The 20,438-nt window shown below is 65.3% G+C and carries 17 protein-coding genes and 1 pseudogene; 11 read left to right on the forward strand and 7 right to left on the reverse strand.

The annotated features are described in order from the left end of the window. Positions 1-117: 117 nt before the first annotated feature. A complete protein-coding gene (locus tag VGN68_RS15365) occupies positions 118-564 on the reverse strand; it encodes a hypothetical protein (protein WP_327477687.1) in 447 nt (148 codons plus the stop codon). A 48-nt stretch (positions 565-612) separates the two neighbouring features. Continuing rightward, entirely contained in the window at positions 613-2,214 is a 1,602-nt protein-coding gene (locus tag VGN68_RS15370) for a phosphoenolpyruvate carboxykinase (protein ID WP_327477689.1), read from the reverse strand. A 357-nt stretch (positions 2,215-2,571) separates the two neighbouring features. Between VGN68_RS15370 and VGN68_RS15375 the strand changes: the two genes are divergently transcribed. The 8 genes from VGN68_RS15375 to VGN68_RS15410 all read left to right on the forward strand — a co-directional run bounded on the left by VGN68_RS15375 (position 2,572) and on the right by VGN68_RS15410 (position 8,760). Beyond that, positions 2,572-3,282 carry a response regulator transcription factor gene (locus tag VGN68_RS15375; RefSeq protein WP_293698982.1) on the forward strand — a complete coding sequence of 237 codons (711 nt, stop codon included), beginning with the start codon at positions 2,572-2,574 and terminating at the stop codon, positions 3,280-3,282. After that, positions 3,248-4,879 carry a sensor histidine kinase gene (locus VGN68_RS15380; RefSeq protein ID WP_414713049.1) on the forward strand — a complete coding sequence of 544 codons (1,632 nt, stop codon included), beginning with the start codon at positions 3,248-3,250 and terminating at the stop codon, positions 4,877-4,879. The genes VGN68_RS15375 and VGN68_RS15380 overlap by 35 nt, the downstream gene beginning before the upstream one ends. A 79-nt stretch (positions 4,880-4,958) precedes the next feature. Beyond that, positions 4,959-5,405 (forward strand): serine kinase, encoded by a 447-nt coding sequence (locus VGN68_RS15385; RefSeq protein WP_327477692.1) that lies wholly within the window; start codon positions 4,959-4,961, stop codon positions 5,403-5,405. Continuing rightward, positions 5,402-6,340 carry an RNase adapter RapZ gene (rapZ, locus tag VGN68_RS15390; RefSeq protein ID WP_327477694.1) on the forward strand — a complete coding sequence of 313 codons (939 nt, stop codon included), beginning with the start codon at positions 5,402-5,404 and terminating at the stop codon, positions 6,338-6,340. Before VGN68_RS15385 ends, rapZ begins: the two co-directional genes overlap by 4 nt. A 38-nt stretch (positions 6,341-6,378) precedes the next feature. Continuing rightward, complete coding sequence (locus VGN68_RS15395; protein ID WP_327477741.1) at positions 6,379-6,783, forward strand: PTS sugar transporter subunit IIA; 405 nt, start codon at positions 6,379-6,381, stop codon at positions 6,781-6,783. Beyond that, positions 6,780-7,058 carry an HPr family phosphocarrier protein gene (locus VGN68_RS15400; RefSeq protein WP_293698990.1) on the forward strand — a complete coding sequence of 93 codons (279 nt, stop codon included), beginning with the start codon at positions 6,780-6,782 and terminating at the stop codon, positions 7,056-7,058. The genes VGN68_RS15395 and VGN68_RS15400 overlap by 4 nt, the downstream gene beginning before the upstream one ends. A 4-nt stretch (positions 7,059-7,062) precedes the next feature. Next, on the forward strand, positions 7,063-7,875 hold the full coding sequence (locus VGN68_RS15405) for an RNA methyltransferase (protein ID WP_327477697.1): 813 nt from the start codon (positions 7,063-7,065) through the stop codon (positions 7,873-7,875). 177 nt (positions 7,876-8,052) lie between these two features. Continuing rightward, positions 8,053-8,760, forward strand: a complete 708-nt coding sequence (locus VGN68_RS15410) for an META domain-containing protein (protein ID WP_327477699.1) — start codon at positions 8,053-8,055, stop codon at positions 8,758-8,760. Positions 8,761-8,906: 146 nt separating this feature from the next. Here the strand turns inward: VGN68_RS15410 and VGN68_RS15415 are convergent, their stop codons facing one another. From VGN68_RS15415 to VGN68_RS20555, 4 genes and pseudogenes are all read right to left on the reverse strand, one after another. Beyond that, positions 8,907-10,262 (reverse strand): DNA recombination protein RmuC, encoded by a 1,356-nt coding sequence (locus VGN68_RS15415; RefSeq protein WP_327477701.1) that lies wholly within the window; start codon positions 10,260-10,262, stop codon positions 8,907-8,909. A gap of 50 nt (positions 10,263-10,312) precedes the next feature. Continuing rightward, on the reverse strand, positions 10,313-10,885 hold the full coding sequence (locus VGN68_RS15420; protein ID WP_327477702.1) for a hypothetical protein: 573 nt from the start codon (positions 10,883-10,885) through the stop codon (positions 10,313-10,315). After that, the gene (locus VGN68_RS15425) at positions 10,882-11,358 is read right to left on the reverse strand and encodes a vgr related protein (RefSeq protein ID WP_327477703.1); all 477 of its coding nucleotides are present in this window, start codon (positions 11,356-11,358) and stop codon (positions 10,882-10,884) included. Before VGN68_RS15425 ends, VGN68_RS15420 begins: the two co-directional genes overlap by 4 nt. Positions 11,359-11,670: 312 nt before the next feature. Further along, positions 11,671-12,012: pseudogene (locus VGN68_RS20555) on the reverse strand (copper chaperone PCu(A)C); the annotation flags it as partial. Positions 12,013-12,164: 152 nt separating this feature from the next. On the opposite strand from VGN68_RS20555, the gene dnaK reads away from it, so the two are divergent. Both dnaK and dnaJ read left to right on the forward strand, forming a co-directional pair. Further along, a complete protein-coding gene (gene dnaK / locus VGN68_RS15435; RefSeq protein WP_327477705.1) occupies positions 12,165-14,072 on the forward strand; it encodes a molecular chaperone DnaK in 1,908 nt (635 codons plus the stop codon). Positions 14,073-14,224: 152 nt separating this feature from the next. Further along, positions 14,225-15,346, forward strand: coding sequence for a molecular chaperone DnaJ (gene dnaJ / locus VGN68_RS15440; RefSeq protein WP_327477706.1), 1,122 nt, complete (start codon positions 14,225-14,227; stop codon positions 15,344-15,346). A 143-nt stretch (positions 15,347-15,489) separates the two neighbouring features. Here the strand turns inward: dnaJ and VGN68_RS15445 are convergent, their stop codons facing one another. Further along, positions 15,490-17,799: a patatin-like protein gene (locus VGN68_RS15445; protein ID WP_327477708.1), complete on the reverse strand. Its 2,310-nt coding sequence runs from the start codon at positions 17,797-17,799 to the stop codon at positions 15,490-15,492. 329 nt (positions 17,800-18,128) lie between these two features. Here VGN68_RS15445 and VGN68_RS15450 point away from each other — a divergent pair, with 329 nt between their 5' ends. Further along, positions 18,129-20,321, forward strand: a complete 2,193-nt coding sequence (locus VGN68_RS15450; RefSeq protein WP_327477710.1) for a TonB-dependent receptor — start codon at positions 18,129-18,131, stop codon at positions 20,319-20,321. Positions 20,322-20,438: the final 117 nt, after the last annotated feature.

Below are 20,438 nucleotides of genomic sequence, written 5' to 3' on the forward strand. Positions count from 1 at the left end.
CGTTCTTCTTTCTTGCGACGCTGAAAGAAAGAGCAGCCCTTCGACAAGCTCAGGGCGAACGGATTTGGGACAAGTTTGGGGCTTGGCGGTTTTGCGCGAGTGCGATGACCGCAACGCTCATGGCAAAGGCGCCAGATCCGGTTCGACAAAGCCCCGCCGCGCGGCCACCGAAAACAGCAGATCGCGGCTGTAGAAGCGCAGCGGCCAGTCGCGGCGGCCGACATCGCACAGCAGCATCGCATTGACGCGCGCCGCCAGTTCGGTCTCGTCCGTATCTGACAGGAACCATCGCACCCCCGCGACATAGGTGCGGGTGATGCTGTCGTGATAGCCCTGCATGTCATCGTTCACGCCGCCGACGCTTTCATTGAAGCGGCGGATGATGGTGCCGATTTCGGCATCGACATCAATATCGGGCCGCTCGCTGAGCAGCCAGAGGCAGGCGCCCAGATGCGCCTCGTGCGTCCAAGCCGCGCGCGGCAGGGTGCAGGCCAGCAACCCTTCGCCGATCGCGCGGATGTCGGTGTCGCGCGCGAACAGGCGCGGTTTATGGTCGGTGGTCATTGTCCGGTCCTTCCGGGTGATTGAGCACCCGGAAGTTGTCCGGGTCAATTATGCTGCGACGGCGGCCTGCGGTGCCGCCTGGCGGACGCCTTCGTCGACATGGTCCGCAAATTGCGCGAAATTGTCGATGAATTGGCCGACCAGTGTTTGCGCGGTACGGTCATAGGCGGCCTTGTCGGCCCACGCTTCGCGCGGGTCGAGCAGCGCGCTGTCGACGCCGGGAACCGCAACCGGTACCATGAAGCCGAAGTTGGGATCCTTGCGGAATTCGGCGTCGTTCAGGCTGCCGTCGAGCGCAGCGTTGAGCAGCGCGCGGGTCGCCTTGATCGGCATCCGCTTGATCCCGTCCATCGTCGCCATGCCGCCGGTCCAGCCGGTGTTGACCAGCCAGCACTGGACGCCGCCCTTGGCGATTCGCTCTTTCAGCAGGTTGCCGTATACCGACGGATGACGCGGCATGAACGGCGCGCCGAAGCAGGTCGAGAAGGTCGCCTCGGGCTCGGTCACGCCGATTTCCGTCCCCGCGACGCGCGCGGTGTAGCCCGACAGGAAGTGATACATCGCCTGATCGGGGGTCAGCTTGGCGATCGGTGGCAGCACGCCATAGGCATCGGCGGTGAGCATGATGATGTTCTGCGGCACCGGCCCCATATTCTGTTCCGACGTGTTCGGAATGAAATCGATCGGGTACGAACCGCGGCTGTTCTCGGCGAGGCTGGCGTCGTCGAAATCGAGTTCGCGGGTCACCGGATCGATCACGACATTTTCGAGCACGGTACCGAAGCGTTTGGTCGTCGCGAAAATCTCGGGTTCGGCTTCGGGCGACAGGCGGATCATCTTGGCGTAGCAGCCGCCTTCAAAATTGAAGACCGCGGTGTCCGACCAGCCATGTTCGTCGTCGCCGATCAGCGTACGCGACGCGTCTGCCGACAAGGTCGTCTTGCCGGTGCCACTGAGGCCAAAGAACACCGCGGTATCGCCGTTCGGACCCATGTTCGCCGAGCAGTGCATCGGCATCACGCCCTTCACCGGCAGCAGATAGTTGAGGATGCCGAACACCGACTTCTTCATTTCGCCGGCGTACTGCGTGCCGCCGATCAGGATCAGCTTTTCGGTGAAGTTGACCGCAATGACGGTTTCGGTGCGCGAGCCATGCTTCGCCGGGTCGGCGCGGAAGCTGGGCAGGTCGATAATCGTATATTCGGCCGCGAACGCCGCCAGCTCCGCCGCGGTCGGGCGACAGAGCAGGGTGCGGATGAACTGGCTGTGCCACGCGAATTCAGTGATCACCTGTACGCCGACACGGTGTTCGGGCTGCGAGCCGCCGAACAGCTGCTGGCGATAAAGACGCGGGCGCGCCGCCATGTGCGCGAGGAAATCGGCCTTCAGCGCCGCGAAATGTTCGGGGGTCATCGCCACATTGGTCTTGCCCCACCAGATAGTGTCCGCCGTCTCGGCGTCCTGAACGATGAACTTGTCCTTGGCACTGCGGCCGGTGTGCTTGCCGGTTTCGACAACCAGCGGGCCATCCTTAGCCAGCAGGCCTTCGCCATGGCGGATCGCGTCCTCGATCAGCGCCGAGGTACCCCAGTTTTCGGCCACCTCCGCCTGCGTTTCGACGGTCTGATTGCCGATCGCCACCTGTGTCATCGTCCAAGCCTTTCCCATGTCCGTCAGCCCCGATTGCATAGGTATGCAGGAGATGCCGCACAAAAGGGCAGGCCCGCATTACCATGGGTGCCGACGTGACGCCGATTCCGTAAATCAAGGGTCGCGTTAGCGAGGATGAAGGGGGAGGTCAAAAGATTCCAGCGCCCTCATGGTGAGCCCTGGGCGCCACAAATAGGGACAGTCCCTGTCTATTCGCGCCCGAAACTTTGGCCCCAAGCGCCATTTAAATTCAATGGGGACTGTCCCTATTTATGGCTCGCGCTGCAATCTGCGCGCTGTTGTCGCGGCACCATGGATCGGCTAACCCAGCCACCGGCCCAGCCCAACGGAAAGAGCATGACGGCAACCATCGCGCTGGTCGACGACGACCGCAACATTCTGCAATCGCTCTCCATCGCGCTCCAGGCCGAGGGGTTTGTGACGCGCGTCTATTCCGATGGCGAGGCAGCGCTCAAACCGCTGATCGACAATCCGCCCGACCTCGCCGTCTTCGACATCAAGATGCCGCGCATGGACGGGCTGGAGTTGCTGCGCCGTTTGCGCGAGAAAAGCCAGCTGCCGGTCATCTTCTTGACCAGCAAGGACGACGAGATCGACGAGGCGCTGGGACTCGCGATGGGCGCCGACGATTATATCGCCAAACCCTTCTCGCAGCGGCTGGTGATCGCGCGCATCCGCGCCATCCTGCGCCGCGTCGAGCTGAACCAGAATGCCCTCGCCGCCGACGACGAGCCGGTGGCTGAGCCGATCACCCGCGGGCGGCTGAGCATGGATCCGGCGCGCCACAAGGTCGCGTGGGACGGCAAGGATGTGACGTTGACCGTCACCGAGTTCCTGATCCTGGAAACGCTGGCCGCGCGCCCCGGCATCGTGCGCAGCCGCAACCAGTTGATGGACGCCGCCTATCAGGACGATGTCTATATCGACGACCGCACCATCGACAGCCACATCAAGCGCCTGCGCCGCAAGTTCCGCGAGGTCGATCCCGAATTCGACGCGATCGCGACGCTCTATGGTGCGGGTTACCGCTTTGCCGACGATGTCTGAGGCGCTCGGCCCCGACGCCAGCCTTGCCGAGCAGGAGGAATCTCCGCTCGTCTGGTCGGCGCGCTGGTCGCTGACCACGCGCATCCTGGCGGTCAACATTCTGGCGGTGGCGCTGCTCGCGGGTGGTTTCTATTATCTCGACACCTATCGCAGCCGACTGGTCGATACGCGGATCGAGGTGATGAAAGACCAGCTCGCGATGCTCGACCGCGCGCTGGAGGCGGCCCGCCCCGACCAGCGCGAGACGCTGATCAGCGAATTTGCCGCGGCAACCGAATCGCGGCTGCGCTTTTACGATGCCGATGGGCGGCGCATTTCCGACAGTTTCGAGACCGGTCCCGCGACCTACACCTTGCGTGACCCCAATTTGCAGGTGTGGCAGCGCGATGCCGCGCGCGCGATGGATCGCGGCATCGACTGGATCGTCGGCGCCCCCTCCTACCCCGATTTTCAGGAACCGGCAGTCGATACCGCCACGGCCTGGCCCGAGGTGATCGAGGCGCAGCGCGGCGGGTCCACGGCGAGCCGCTTCCGCTACGCCCCCGAACGCACCCCGCTGCTGAGCGCCGCGAGCGTCGTCGATCTGGAAGCGCCGCAGACGGTCCTCATGACGCTGAACGCGCGCGACATTACCCGCACCGTGCGCGCCGAGCGCCTCCGCCTCGCGATCGTCGTCGCGATGGTCCTGATTACGTCGGTGTTGCTGTCGTTGTTTCTGGCGCGCACCATCGTTCGCCCGCTGCGGCGGCTGGCACGCGCCGCGGTCCGCGTTCGCCTTGGCCGCGCGCGCGAAGTGGTCGTCCCGCGTCTGCCGAGCCGCCGCGACGAAATCGGCACGCTGGCGCGCGCACTGTCCGACATGACGCAGGCGCTGCGTCAGCGCATCGACGCGGGCGAACATTTTGCCGCCGATGTGACGCACGAGCTGAAAAATCCGATCGCGTCGGTGCGTTCGGCGATCGAGGGGCTGGGCCGCGTCAAGAATGACGAGCAGCGCGCGCAGCTGCTCGCGATCGCCGACGAGGATGTCCGTCGGCTCGACCGGCTGGTCAACGACATCAGCGAGGCGAGCCGCGTCGATGCGCAATTGTCGCGTACCCGGTTCGAGCCGATCGACGTCGGGATGATGATCGAATCGATGCTCGCGTCGCGCGCCGCACGGATCGATGCCGACGCGCCGCACCCCCGCATCGCCTTTGCCCGCCCGCGCAAGGGGACGACCCTGGTGATGGGCGATGGCCACCGGCTGGAGCGGGCGATCGACAATGTCATCGACAATGCGATCAGTTTCTCGCCACCAACAGGGCTGGTCTGCATCGCCGCGACACGGCTGAGCGACGAGGTGCATATCCGGGTCGATGACGACGGACCCGGGATCGATCCCGACCAGCGCGAGGCGATTTTCCGCCGTTTTCACAGCGAACGTCCGGCGGGTGAGGCCTTTGGCCGCCACAGCGGCCTGGGCCTGGCGATCGCGCGGACGATCATTGAGGGGCATAGCGGCACGATCAACGCCAAGGACCGCGACGACGGCAAGCCGGGCGGCAGCCTGCTGATTACGCTGCCCGCCGGCGAAGGCGCGACCGGCGCCGCCTAGCCATCGCGTCTGCGGAGGCAGGGGCGACAAACCGTTTGCCGCCTTGCGGCGCCGCTTCGTCACCGGTAAGCCGTGGGCGATGCTGCCCCGCCGGACCCGACCCGATATCGTCAATATCCATGCGAGCTGCGTCGCCGCGGGCAGCCGCGGCATTTTGCTGCTCGGCCTGTCGGGGCATGGCAAGTCCGACCTCGCGCTGCGGCTGATCGATCGCGGCGCCCGGCTGGTCGCCGACGATCGCTGCGACATCTGGTTCGAACGCGGGCGTCTGTGGTGTCACCCGCCCGAAGAACTGGCGGGCAAGCTGGAAGTGCGCGGGCTGGGCATCGTCGAGCAGCCGTGGACCGCGCCAGTGCCGCTGGCGCTCGCGGTGCGTCTCGCCGACCGCTACGAACGTATGCCGCCCGTCCGCGCGGTCGAAGTGGTCGCGGGCCATGAACTGCCGTCGCTGACCCTGTCGGCGTTCGAGGCTTCGGCCCCGATCAAGATCCTGCTCGCGCTCGACCGGCAAGCGAGCGGGGGATGAAGGACGCGGCCGGTTCGCGACTGTTGATGGTGACGGGCCTGTCGGGCGCGGGCAAATCGACCGTGCTCAAGGTGCTCGAAGATCTGGGCTGGGAGGTGGTCGACAATCTGCCGCTCGCGCTGCTCGAAACGCTGATCGACGCGCCGGTGAAGCGCGGCGAGGCGGGGCGGCCGCTCGCGGTCGGCATCGACAGCCGCAGCCGGGGGTTTCGTCCCGCGCTGCTGGTGCAGCGGATCAAGGCGCTGCGCGAGGTGGGCGGGCGCGACGTCCAGACGCTGTTTCTCGACTGTGCCGGGGCCGAGCTCGAACGCCGCTTTTCCGAAACCCGTCGCCGCCACCCGATGGCCGAGGATCGCCCCGCCGCCGACGGCATCGCGCGCGAACGTGAGATGATGGAGCCGCTGCGCCGCTGGGCCGAGCATGTCATCGACACCACCAATTACAGCAGCAACGACCTGCAACAGGAAGTCCGCCAGCGCTTTGGCGACAGCGATCATGATGAACCGGTACTCAATATATTGAGCTTCGGTTTCGCCCGCGGGCTGCCGCGCAACGCCGACCTGGTGTTCGACATGCGCTATCTGCGCAACCCGCATTGGGATGCGAAACTGAAACCCGGCACCGGGCTCGACGCCGATGTGGCCGCCTATGTGATGGCCGATCCCGCCTATGAAGACAGCGTGGCGCAGATCGAAAAGCTTATCCTGACCTTGCTGCCGCGGTACCGCTTTGAGGGCAAAAGCTATGTCACCATTGCCTTTGGCTGTACCGGCGGGCGCCACCGTTCGGTTCATGTTGCGGCCCGGGTGACCGAAACGCTGCGCACGTCCGGATATGAGCCAGTGCTGACCCACCGCAACCTTGACTCTGCCCCGCAAGATGGGCTTGAGGGCAAGCCCCCGCCTGCGCCTTCCGCAGCGGCCGGAAAAACATAAGGGTCTCGCCGCTCATGCCCACCGATAAAGCCTTGCCATTGCTGGGAATGGTCCTTGTCACCCACGGCCGCCTGGCCGAAGAGATGGTGCGCGCGATGGAGCATGTCGTCGGGCCGCAGCGGGCGATCGCAACCGTCTGCATCGGTCCCAACGACAATATGGAAATGCGCCGCAAGGAAATCGCCGACGCGATTCGCGCAGTCGACGAAGGCCGCGGCGTCGTCATGCTGACCGACCTGTTTGGCGGCACCCCGTCGAACCTGGCGATCAGCCTGCTCGAATCGGGGCGCACCGAAGTGATCGCCGGGGTCAATCTGCCCATGCTGATCCGCCTGGAAAGCGCGCGCAAGTCGATGGAACTGCGCGCCGCAGTGATCGCCGCCAAGGAAGCCGGGCAGAAATATATTTCTGTCGCCTCGGAAATGCTGGGGGTGGGTTCGTGACCGCGGTGTCGGAAACCGTCGAGATCACCAACCAGCGCGGGCTACACGCGCGCGCCAGCGCCAAATTCGTGACCTTCGTCAGTCGCCTGCCCGAAACCGTCTCGGTCGAGGTCGAAAAGGGCGGATCGCGTGTTAACGGCACGTCGATCATGGGCCTGATGATGCTGGGTGCCGCCAAGGGCGATACGATCACCATCCACACCAGCGGCGACGGGGCCGATGCTGCGCTGCTCAAGCTGGTCGGGCTGGTCAAGGACAGCTTCGGCGAGGATTGACCGGATGACCGGTCGCCGCACCACCATCGAAAGCCTGTCGAACCCGCTGATCAAGCGGATGCGGTTGTTGCGCGAAAAGCGCCATCGCCGCGCCGAAGGGCTGTTCCTCGCCGAAGGGCTGCGCATCGCGACCGAGGCGCGTGAGGCGGGAGTTTTGCCGCAGTGGCTGTTCCTGGGGCCAGAGGGCGACGCGCACCCGCTCGCCGCGGCGCTCGTCGCCGATACGCTGGCGGCGGGCGGCGAGGTGATCGACACGACGCCCGCGATCCTCTCCAAATTGTCGGGCAAGGACAATGCCCAGACCGTCGTCGGTATCTACGCCGAACCGAAAACCACGCTCGCCGACCTCGACCGCACAACCGCGGCGATCTGGCTGGTCGCCGAACGGCTGCGCGATCCCGGCAATCTCGGCACGATGCTGCGCACCGGCGATGCGGTCGGCGCGGGCGGGCTGATCCTGCTCGACGAAAGCACCGATCCCTATGCGGTCGAGGCGGTGCGCGCGAGCATGGGGGCGATTTTTACCCAGGCGTTGGTGCAGGCGCGCTGGGACGAATTTCTGCCGTGGTTGCGGCAGGGGCCGGGGCAGCTGGTGGCGACGTGGCTGGGCGACGATACCGAGGATTATCAGGCGGTGCGCTATGTCGCGCCGACCTTCATCCTGACCGGCAATGAATCGCAGGGGATGCCGCCCGCCTATGCCGACGCCGCCGACGTGCGGGTGAAGATGCCGATGCTGGGCAAGGCCGACAGCCTGAACGCCGCGGTCGCGACCGCGGTGATGGCGTATGAGGTGCTGAACCAGCGGCGGAAGTAGCGTCGTTCAGGATGGCGCAATTCACTTTCGCTAAGCGGGGCGATCCATAGTAGCTTCGTCACCCTGAACTTGTTTCAGGGTCCATGGCCAGACCCTGCCTTGGGCGCCGCGCCGGGGGATAAGGCAGGCCATGGATGCTGAAACAAGTTCAGCATGACACGATGAGGAGACGGTCCCATGATCCGATATTTGCCCCTGCTCGCCCTTCCCGCACTCGCCGCCTGCGCGCCCGCGACCGAATCGCCGCCGCAGAGCCCCGGTGAGCAGCCCGCGGCCTATATGGCGCTCGGCACCGAACCCGGCTGGACGCTTGAAATTACGCCCGACCGGCTCAACTATGACGGCGATTATGGCGCGACCAAGATCATGGTGCCGAACCCCGGCGCCAAACCGTCGCTGAACGGCCGCACCTATGTCAGCGACCGACTGTCGGTGGTGATCAAGACCGCGCCGTGCAGCGACGGGATGAGCGACCGGCGTTTTGCCGACACGGTGCGCGTCGTCGCCGATGGCAAGACGCTGAACGGCTGCGGCGGCAATATCTTGCCGCCTGACACATTGGCGGGATCGAGCTGGACCTTCGTGTCGATCGGCGGCCTCGCGGTCGCAGCAGACCGCCCGACGTCGCTGCAATTCGACGGCGCGCGGCTGAGCGGCAGCGCGGGCTGCAATCGCTTCTCGGGTGGCTATTCGACCGCGGACGGCACGCTCACTGCGGGACCGCTGATGGCGACCGAAATGGCGTGTCCGGGTCCGGGCATGACGCAGGAAGCGGCATTCTTCCAATTGATGGCGGCGCCGGTCAGCCTGACCTTCGCCGATGACGGGACGCTGATTTTGACGGGAAGCGCGGGGCAGACGGCGGTGCTGAAGCGGGCGATTTGACTGTCACGCCATACTTCTTGACTGTCACGCCATACTTCCGTTCGTGCTGAGCTTGTCGAAGCACCGTTCTTTCTTATCCGGGCTCAAAGACAAGAACAGCCCTTCGACAAGCTCAGGGCGAACGGATTTAGGGATGGGGGGCGGAACTACTGCCCCCCGTCGTTGACTGCCGCCGGCGCCGCCGCCAGCTTGGCAAGCGGGCGCGCCGCCTGTTCGACGACCGGCAGCACCGCGATCTCCTTGTCGCCGGTTTCGATGTCCAGCGCCTCGAAGCGTTTCGCCTGCGTCAACACCTGCGATTCGAAGCTGCCGACAAAGGCGTTGTACGCGCCGGTCGCCTGATCGAGATTGCGCCCGACCTTGGCGATGTGCGAACCCATCACCGACATGCGCGCATACAGCTCCTTGCCGAGCGCGGCGATTTCGCGCGCCTGATTGGCGAGCTTTTCCTGCCGCCACACCGCCGCGACGGTGCGCGCGATCGCGATCAGGTTGGTCGGGGTCGCGAGCAGCACTTTGCGCTCGAACGCATAGTCCCACAGCGTCGGGTCCTGATCGAGCGCCGCGGCAAGAAAATGTTCGCCCGGCACAAACATCACGACAAAATCGGGGGTGTCGTCGAACTGGTTCCAATAGGCCTTGGCGCCCAGCGTGTTGACATGCGCCTTCATCGCCGCGGCGTGGGCGGCGAGATGCAGTGCCTTTTCGCGCTCCTCGACCGCGCCGAACGCATCCTGATAGGCGTTGAGTGACACCTTGGCGTCGATCACCAGGCTCTGCCCGCCCGGCACCTTGACGACGACATCGGGGCGCAGACGCCCGCCGTCGCCATCGGTCACGCTGACCTCGGTCTGGAAATCGGCGTGTTCGCTGAGGCCGCAGCTTTCGAGAACGTTCTTGAGCTGCTGCTCGCCCCAGCGCCCGCGCGCCTTGGGCGCGTTGCGCAGCGCGTTGACCAGCTTCGCCGCCTCGCTCGACACGCGTTCGGTGCCTTCGCGCATCGCCGCGATCTGGCCATGGAGCAGGCCAAAGGCGTCGCGCCGCTCGGCCTCGACCTTGCCGACCGCTTCCTCATATTTCTGAAGCCGCTCGTGGACGGGGCTCAGCAGCGCCTTCAGATTCTGCCCGGCGGTCGCCTCGCTTTCCTTGAAGCGAGCCTCGGCGCGCTCAAGGAACGCCTTTTGCGCACTGTCGAGCATCACCTGCCCGACCTCGCGGAATTGCGCGGTGAGCGCCGCCTGCGCGTCCTTGAGCTGCTCAATCTGCGCATCATGCGCGGCGTCGCGTGCACGCTGTTCGCTGAGCAGCGACGCCAGTTGGATATCGGCGGCCTTGCGCGCCTCGGCCTCAGCGGCAAGGTCAGTCACCGCCGCCTTGAATCGCTCGGCCAGTCCGTCGCGCTCGGCCTTCAGTCCGCCTGCCTGCCGCCCGGCAAACAGCCAGCCGATCAGACCGCCAATGGCAAGGGCAACAAGGGCGACGAGCAGTGAGAGTCCATCCATCCGCGGAACATAGGACGAACGCCATCCGTCTGGCTAGTCGGTATTTCTGATCAAAGCAGGTAGATGACGACGTAGCGCAGGATCAGCGCCGCAAGGATCGCGATGCTCCAGCGGCGGTCGTTGACCGCCATCGCCGCGGCCATCAGCACGACAAGTACGATCGTCATGATCCACGCAAGCGGACGCGCCAGGCTGACCGCGAGATCGGGCTGTGACAGGTAGAAGCCGAGCTGGGCGCCGAGCAGCACCAGCAGCAGGCCGAGCACAATGCGCCGGACGCGGAAAAAATGGACGTCGAGATTCGCAAAGCCTTCGGGATGCGAGGGAAACACCAGCCGCGCGGCGAGGAAATAGACCGCGGCAAAACCGGCAACGCCCATCAACACCGTGTTCGACACGGTCAGGCTGCCGCGCGCGGTCCACGCGGCGCTCCAGAAGGACAAGAGGTCGAGCATCACGAAGATCGCGAGCAGCGGCGTGAGCCAGCCGATCGAAAACGCCTCGCGCTCCGCCTGCGCGGCAAATCGCACTTCGAGCGCGCGGCCCAATCCACCGAGCAGTTCGACCATCGAGAGGCCAAGCAGCAGACTGTAGAGCGCGAAGACAAATTCGAAATCGCTCATGCCGCGCCCCATTCCTCGGGCAGGATCGCGCGATACGCCTCGACCCCCGGACCGCCGCCGACGACCATGCCCTGCGCGAGTAGCCAATAGTGGCGGACAATCTCGGCCTGCTGTTCCAGCCCATAGCGTTCCAGCAGCCAGCCGGGTTTCAGGCTATAGCTGTAGGTCGCGAACGGGTGGCGCATCAGCACCAGATACCAGCGGCCGCGCGTCTGCGCCTGCCACACATGCACCATTTCGTGGATGAACAGCCCTTGCAATCGCTGCGACGCGGCGCTGAAATCGTCGCAATAGAGGTCGCCATGCGGGTTGAAATGCAGGCTGCCCATCGGCGCCATGACGACACCGCGCGGCTGGAAGAATATCCATTTGTGATGGCAGATGCGGACCCGGTCATAAGCGATCGCGTCGCCGAACACCGTTCGGGAGAGCGCGACTTCGCCCGTGGTGAGAGGGCGCGAAGGTCGCGCCATCAGAACCTCGTCATTGCGAGCGAAGCGCAGCAATCCAGCGTGGCGTAAACCGCTCTGGATTGCTGCGCTTCGCTCGCAATGACGATCTGTTGATCGGCACAGTTATTTTGTCGCAGCCGCCTTCTTTTCGGGCGCAGCATCTGACGCCTTGTCCTCACCATGCCCCATCGCGCTGTGATCCATCGCCGCTTCGCTGCCCGCCGCCGCGCCTTCGGCGGGCTTGATCACCATGTCGAACAGGATGCGCTCATTGGCGTTGTTGGTGAAGACGAACTGCATCGGCAATTTGCCCGCGCGCACCGCGGCGCCGTTGATGCCCCAGATCATCAGATGCTTGCCGCCCTGCTTGAACACCAACTCGCCCTTGGCCGGGACGGCGGCGCGCGCCAGTGGCTTCATCGTCATCATGCCATTTTCGCGCACGCTTTCGTGCATTTCGACCCGCTGCGCGAGGTCGGTGGTCACCGCGACCAGTTCCACCGGCTGCGGCCCGCCTTGAACCCGGAAATAGCCAACCGCCGGACGATCGGCGGTCGCCCCCATGACGATATGGCCGCTGACGACATTGAGCGGCTTGTCCGCGATCAGCTTTTCCCCGCACGCCGTCAGGGTGAGCAAGGGGACGGCAAGGGCGGCAAGGACAAAAGCTTTCATTTTGCGAAGACTCCGTAACAGCGCATGATTTCACATCCCCGATAAGCCCTCAAAGCCCTTGTGCCAAGGATAAGCGCACCTATATCGCGCCCAGAACCCCATGTCCGGCGTGCCTTTTCAGGGCGCCGCAGAAGCAACAAGGACGAGTATAAATGGCAAAAGTGATCGGGATCGACCTCGGCACCACCAACAGCTGTGTCGCGGTGATGGAAGGCGGCAAGCCCAAGGTTATCGAAAATGTCGAAGGCACGCGGACGACGCCGTCGATCGTCGCCTTTGCCAAGGATGGCGAGCGCCTGATCGGCCAGCCGGCCAAGCGCCAGGCGGTCACCAACCCCGAAAACACCGTGTTCGCAGTGAAGCGCCTGATCGGCCGCCGCTTCGACGACCCGATCACCAAGAAGGACACCGAGCTGGTCCCCTACACGATCGTCAAGGGCAGCAATGGCGACGCGTGGGTCAAGGCGGGCGGTGAGGATTATTCGCCGTCGCAGATTAGCGCCTTCATCCTGCAGAAGATGAAGGAAACTGCCGAAGCGTATCTCGGCGAAAAGGTCGAGCAGGCGGTGATCACCGTTCCCGCTTATTTCAACGACGCACAGCGTCAGGCGACCAAGGACGCCGGCAAGATCGCGGGCCTGGAAGTGCTGCGCATCATCAACGAACCAACCGCGGCGGCGCTCGCTTACGGGCTCGACAAGACCGAGAACAAGACGATCGCGGTCTATGACCTTGGCGGCGGCACCTTCGACATCTCGATCCTCGAGGTGGGCGACGGCGTGTTTGAGGTGAAGTCGACCAACGGCGACACCTTCCTGGGCGGTGAAGATTTCGACAGCAAGATCGTCGAATTCCTCGCCGACACCTTTAAGAAGGACGAAGGCATCGACCTGCGCGGCGACAAGCTCGCGCTCCAGCGCCTGAAGGAAGCCGCCGAAAAGGCGAAGATCGAACTGTCGTCGGCCGCGACGACCGAGGTCAACCTGCCCTTCATCACCGCCGACGCCAACGGGCCGAAGCATCTGGTCAAGACGATCACCCGCGCCGACCTCGAAAAGCTGGTCGAAGAGCTGGTCAAGCGCACCCTGGAACCCTGCAAAAAGGCGATCAAGGACGCCGGCATTTCGGCGAGCGCGATCGACGAAGTCGTCCTCGTCGGCGGGATGACCCGCATGCCGCGGGTGCGTGAAGTCGTGAAAGACTTCTTTGGCAAGGAACCGCACACCGGCGTGAACCCTGACGAAGTCGTCGCGATCGGTGCTGCAATTCAGGCGGGCGTGCTGCAGGGCGACGTCAAGGACGTGCTGCTGCTCGACGTCACCCCGCTGTCGCTGGGCATCGAGACGCTGGGCGGCATCATGACCAAGATGATCGACCGCAACACGACGATCCCGACCAAGAAGTCGCAGGTTTACTCGACCGCGGACGACAATCAGTCGGCGGTGACGATCCGCGTGTTCCAGGGCGAACGCGAAATGGCGCAGGACAACAAGATGCTCGGCCAGTTCGACCTCGTCGGCATTCCCCCCGCGCCGCGCGGCGTCCCGCAGATCGAGGTGACGTTCGACATCGACGCCAACGGCATCGTGTCGGTCCACGCGAAGGACAAGGGCACCGGCAAAGAACAGCAGATCAAGATCCAGGCCAGTGGCGGGCTTAGCGACGCCGACATCGACCAGATGGTCAAGGACGCTGAACAGTTCGCCGAAGAGGACAAGGCGCGTCGCGAAGCGGCCGAGGCGAAGAACAACGCCGAAAGCCTGATCCACTCGACCGAAAGCCAGCTCCGCGAGCATGGCGACAAGGTCGATGCGGGTCTGAAGTCGGAGATCGAAGCGGCGGTGGCCGAAGCCAAGACCGCGGTCGAAGGCGGCGACAGCGCAGCGATGACCGAAAAGAGCCAGGCGCTTGCGCAGGTCGCGATGAAGCTGGGTCAGGCGATCTACGAGAAGGAGCAGCAGGCCGCCGCGTCCCCCGGCGCCGAAGATGCGGGCGAGGCAAAGACCGACGAAGACGTCGTCGATGCCGAATTTTCCGAAGTCGAAGACGACAAGAAATAAGCGTTAGGGCATGCCCTTCGAGACGCCATTTCGGCAAGCTCAATGGCTCCTCAGGGCGAACGGTGGTTTTTTAGCCGTTCGCCCTGAGGAGGGCCTGAGCAAAGTCGAAGGCCCGTCTCGAAGGGCTGTACCCTCAGGGGCATGAGCCGACCATGAGTCTCGACATCGATTATTACGAACTGCTCGAATGCGATCGCACCGCTGACGAAGCGACGCTGAAGTCTAGCTACCGCAAGCTCGCGATGAAATTCCACCCCGACAAGAATCCGGGGTGCAAGGACAGCGAAGCCCGTTTCAAGGCGATCAGCGAAGCCTATGACTGCCTGCGCGATCCGCAAAAGCGCGCCGCCTATGACCGGTTCGGCAAGGATGGCGTACGCGGCGGCGCGGGCGCCGGGGCGGGCGCCGATTTCGGCGATATCGGCGACATTTTCGAATCGATCTTCGGCTCGGCATTCGGCGGCGGGCGGCAGCAACGCGGCCCCGCGCGCGGCGCGGACCTCCGCTACGACATGGAAATCCGGCTGGAGGACGCCTTCACCGGGATCACGCGCGAGATCCAGGTCGATGTCGCGGCGCGCTGCGACGCGTGCGACGGATCGGGCGCCAAGCCCGGCACCCAGACCAGCCGCTGCGCAACCTGCGCCGGACATGGCAAGGTGCGCGCGCAGCAGGGTTTCTTCATGGTCGAGCGCACCTGCCCGGCCTGTCAAGGCGCGGGCGAGGTCATCGCGGATCCGTGCAATAGCTGTCATGGCGAAGGCCGCGTCGACCGGCGCAAGACGCTGACCGTCAATATCCCCGCCGGGGTCGACGAAGGCACCCGCATCCGCCTGTCAGGCGAGGGCGAGAGCGGCGCGCGCGGTGCGGCGCCGGGCGACCTTTACATCTTCCTGCACATGGCGCGGCACAAGGTGTTCGAGCGCGAGGGCACAACGCTGTTCACGCGCGCGCCGATCAGCTTCACCACCGCCGCGCTCGGCGGCGAGATCAGCATTCCCGGGCTCGACGGCGCCAAGCACGACATCCACATCCCGGCGGGCATCCAGTCGGGCAAGCAACTCCGCCAGCGCGGCGCCGGGATGCCGGTGCTGAACGGTCGCGGCCACGGCGACCTGGTGGTGCAGGTCGATGTCGAGACGCCGACGAAACTCAGCGCGCGCCAAAAGGAATTGCTCGCCGAGTTTCGCGAGACCGAGACCGGCGACGAATGCCCCGCCAGCCAGGGCTTTTTCGGGCGGATCAAGGATATGTGGGACGATTTGCGGGATTGAGGGACGACACCCCTCCCCTTCAGGGGAGGGGCAGCGAGAATTGGTTCGGCGTAGCCGGGCCTTTAGTCGAGCGGGGTGGGGTCCAGCGGCCTTGCACAACCTCGACAGACCCCACCCCAACCCCTCCCCTGAAGGCGAGGGGCTTAGATAGCGCCAATCTCCCCCCTCAACTCCGCGATCAGCCCCGCCACCTTCGGCAACCGCCCCTCCTCCTCGTCCAATATCGCATGAAACGCGCGCCGCTTCAGCGTCTTCAGCTCCTCCCCCGACAGCCCCTTTTCCCCGCCGACGCTGCTAGCCACGATATCGATCAGCCGGTCGGCACCATGCAGCCGCCCCCATAGATAGTCATTCTCGCGGTACGCACGGCTGAAGAACGCCCCGAAGCTGTTGAACTCGATGCCCTTGAGCATCGCTGCGGCGCCGCCGCTGCGAATTGCGGTCGCGTCGGACGGCGAGATGCGGTCGATCTTGATCGGGTCATATTCGTCGAAGCCCTCGCCCTGCAACAACGGCAAGGTCGCGATGTCGTAAAAGGGATAGCCGAGGTAGGCGAGCAGCAGCGTGCGGCGATCGTCCTTCGGCATCGCGGCCAGCGCGGCGGCGATCAGCGTGTCGGCCTGACCGTCGATCGCGGTCAGGTCGCGCCGCGCCGCGACCGCGTCGATCCAGTCGCCCGGTCCCGCATCGGTGGGCAGGTCGAGACCCGCCAGCCACGCATCGCCCTGCCGGTCGAGATACAGGCCGAGCGCGGTGAAAATCGCCTCGCGCATATCCTCGCACACCGGGTCGCGACCCTCGCGTGTCGCTTCGACCGCGGTGTCGAGCTCGCGCGCCAGGAAACGCAGGCGGCGGATGCGGAAACCGAGGTCATGGGTGCGAAAAAAAGCGATCGCATCGCCGCTCGCCCCGGCGCCCTTCTTGCCCGAAATCCGGTCGAGCCCCCGCGCCCGCGCCTCGTCCCACAGGGCCAGCCGCCGGTTCGCCTGATGCACCGCGCCTTCTGGCGGCAGCAGCCGGTCGATCAGGCTGGCCAGTTCCTCGATCACCGCCGACAGCTTGAGATGACCGTAGGGCGCATATGCAAAACCCGCGCGCGCTGCCGCCTGATCCTGCGCCTTGGCGCGCCATTTTTCGAGCCGCGCCACCGTCGGCGTGTCGAGGAAGAAGGTGCTGCCGAACAGCGCCGCGACCTGTTCCTCGACCTCGACCTTCATCGCGTCGACGATATGCTGCATGCGGCGGATGCGGCGCGACATGACCTCGATCGCCTCGACATTTTCGCGGATCGGCTGTTCGCGCGGGATTTCGGACAGCGCGCCGAGGATCGTCGGCAGGAAGCCCGGTACCCGCGCCTCTTCAGTCGCTACGGGCTTGCCGAAGCTGATTGCGCGGTAATCGGGCTTGGGGTCGATATAGACGAAGCGCCGGTCGATCTCGCGCCGCGCCGGGCGCTGTTTGAGCGCCGCAATTGCGGGGCGGAACGGCGCGTTGGCGAGCACCGAGCCGTCGATCAGCACCCGGTCGGCGGGATCGCCCTCGGCCGTCGCGGGTAGCTGGGTGCGGATGAAGGTATCGCGGCCAGGCCAGTCGATCTCCCGCTTGGCCAGCACCCGGTCGAGTTCGCGCAGCGTGAAGGGCGGGAAAGCGCCCGGAAAGCTCGCGGTCGCGCGCGCTGCGGCGGTGAGGCCGGGTACATCGTCGAGGCGCGCGCCGGTGCGGCTGTCCTCGCGGAAATGGAGCATCAGCCGATGCTCGTCTTCGGTCACCCGCGCCGGGCTGTTCAGCGCGAGCGGGACGCTATGCCCGGCAAAGTCGGTGACCGACACGAACAGGTCGACCGGCTGGCCATCGGGAACCAGCACCGGCCCGCGCGGCCCCTGCTCCATCGCGTCAAAGGCATCGAGCAACAGGTTCACGAATGTCTCGCCGCCGAACGGCGGTTCGAACCAGCGCGCCCGCACGAAGCGCGACAGCTTCGCGCGCACCTCGTCCTGCGCGCCATGGCCGACGGTGCGGTCGATGACATTGCCGCGCTTTTTCATCATCCACCCGGCGATCGGCACCGCCCAGAATTTGGTCGCCGCCGACAAGGGCCGTGCGTCGGGATCGATCAGCTTGTCGACGTCGGCGCTGTCGAGCCACAGGTCGGTGAGCGGGTCGAGCGACTGCCCGGTCGCCAGCGCGCGCGCGAGGAAAATGCCGTTGATGCCGCCCGCGCTGGCGCCTGCGACGATGTCGGCGAGCACGCGCAGGCGGACATTGCTGCGCGCCGCGATTTGGGTCAGCAGCTCGCCATAGACCGCGCCCGACCCTTGCTGGGGGGCGCCGTCATGAAAGGCGCGCGACGCGGCAGCGAGGCGCCAGACTTCCTTGGTGATGCCGTGCATATAGACGGCAAGGCTGATGCCGCCGTAGCAAATCAGAGCGAAGCGCAGTTCCTTTTCCCGCATTGCGCGGATGATAGCGCGGTTTGGCGATCAACGTCACCCTTTACGGTTCGGGATGTCCGCTTGGCGGATAAGATGCAGACGACGGATCCTCCCTGTGGCGAAGCCATGGGGAGGGGGACCGTCAGCGCAGCGGATGGTGGAGGGGCGGCTACGTCAGCGCCATAGCCCCTCCGTCAGCGCTTCGCGCTGCCACCTCCCCAAGGCTTCGCCACAGGGAGGATGATTGGCGACTTGCGATCGCTCCTTGGCCCCTCCCGCAAGCAGGAAGGGAGAATAGTCTTGCATATGCAAATCGCTCGCATTAGCGGCGCTCCGAACAGGAGTTAAGAATGATTCGCAAATTGCTCGTCGCCGCGCTCGCTTCCACCGCGCTGTCCGCCCCTGCCTTTGCGCAGGACGCCGCCGACGACAGTGCAACCGGCGAAGACACGATCATCGTCACCGCCGCGCGCACCATCCTGCCGCCGAGCGCGCTGCCGCTGACCATCGACGTGATCGGCAAGGAGGCGCTCGACCAGCAGCTCGCGATGGCAGGGTCGGTGACCGACGCGGTTGCCAATCTGACCCCCAGCTTTTCGCCGACGCGGCAGAAATTGTCGGGCGCGGGCGAGTCGCTGCGCGGGCGCTCGCCGCTTTATGCGATCAACGGCATCCCCCAATCGACCCCGCTGCGTGACGGCAGCCGCGACGGTTTCACCATCGACGGCTTTTTCGTCGACCGCGTCGAGCTGATCTATGGCTCGAACGCGTTGCAGGGGATCGGCGGCACCGGCGGCATCGTCAACCAGGTCACCGTCGGCGCGCCGACCGAGGACGGGATCAGCGGCCGCACGCTGGTGCAGGGCACCGCCGACAATGATTTTTCCAAGGCCGGGATGGGCGGCAAGCTCGCCGGGCTGATCCAGTACAAGGCCGGGGCATTCGACGCGACCGTCGGCGCGGCTTATGAAATCCGCGGCGTGTTTTCGGATGCCAAGGGCCGCCCGGTGGGGCTCAACCTGACGCAGGGCGAAACGCAGGACAGCAAGGCGACGAACTTCTTTGCCCGCCTGGGGTACGAACTGTCGCCGAGCGCGCGGCTCGACCTGATCGCCAGCCGGTTCGAGCTGAAGGGCGACGGCGACTATGTCGCGGTGGCCGGCAACCGCACGCTCGGTATCCCGACCAGCGCGGTGCGCGGCGACCCGCCGGGCAAGTCGGCGCAGAACCGCACCGAAAGCGTCGCGCTGTCGCTGACCGACACAGACCTTGGCGGCGGCAATCTGGTCAGCCAGATTTTCTTCAACCGCAGCCGCGACACCTTTGGCGGCGAGATTGCGACGCAGGCGGCGTTTCAGGACATCCGCATCGCGCCGATCGGCACCCTTTTCGACCAGTCGCAGAATCGCAGCCGCAAATTCGGCGGCAAGCTCAGCTACGAACGCGGCCTCCCCGGCTTCGACGACCTGACGCTGACCTTGGGCTTCGACGCCTTGTGGGATACCACCGAACAGCGGCTGATCGCCACCGGCCGCACCTGGGTGCCGCCGACCGATTTCCGCAGCCTTGCCCCCTTCGCGCAGGCGAACCTCAAGCTGTTCGACGGGCTGATCCGCGTCGCGGGCGGGGCGCGCTATGAAAATGTGAAGATCACCATCGACGATTACACCACGCTGGCGACGACCACGACGCCGCGCGGCGGGGTGACGGTCGCGGGCGGCTCGCCGACCTTTGACGATGTGCTGCTCAACGGCGGCGTCATCATCGAACCGATCGACGGCATCCGTGCCTATGCCAGCTATGCCGAGGGCTTCACCGTCCCCGACGTCGGCCGCATCACCCGGTCGATCGGCACCGCCGGGGTCGATATCGACACGTTCCTCGACATCTCGCCGATCGTGTCGAACAACCGCGAGATCGGGTTCGAGGTCAAGCGCGGCCCGCTCGACGCCAGCGCCTCCTATTTCTGGTCGTCGAGCGACAAGGGCCAGTTGCTGATCGCGCGCCCCGACCGCACCTTTGACGTCCAGCGGCTGCGCGTCGAGATTCAGGGGCTCGAACTCAATCTGGGCATCCAGACCCCGATCGACGGGCTGAAGCTCAATGTCGGTTACGCGCATCTGATGGGGCGGTTCGACAGTGATGCGGTACCCGACGGCATTGTCGACAGCGACCTCGACGGCACCAACATCTCGCCCGACCGCCTGAACCTTGCGGCGAACTACAACAGCGGGCCGTTCTCGGCGCGCCTCCAGACGCAGGTCTATTTCAAGCGCCGCTTCGACAGCAAGGCGCGCGCCGCCGACGATGCCAACCCGCTACGCCCGCTGAAGCTCAGCGACAATGATTTCGGTGGCTACACGCTGACCGATGCCAATGTCCGCTATCAGACCGCAATCGGCGGCATCAGCCTGTCGGTGCAGAATCTCTTCAACAAACAATATATCGACTATTCGAGCGACACGCGGCTGCCGACCGACCAGCTGTCCTATTTCGCCGGGCGCGGACGGACCTTCACGCTGGGCTGGGATTACCGGTTCTGATGATGCCGTTAACCCAGCCATCAAAAACGGCCCGTGTTCCCGCGAAGGCGGGAACCCATCACCGGTCGGCGCAACATGGTGCCGGCCGGAGATGGACCCCCGCCTTCGCGGGGGAAC

It is taken from the genome of Sphingopyxis sp., from assembly GCF_035998965.1.
GTDB lineage: Bacteria > Pseudomonadota > Alphaproteobacteria > Sphingomonadales > Sphingomonadaceae > Sphingopyxis.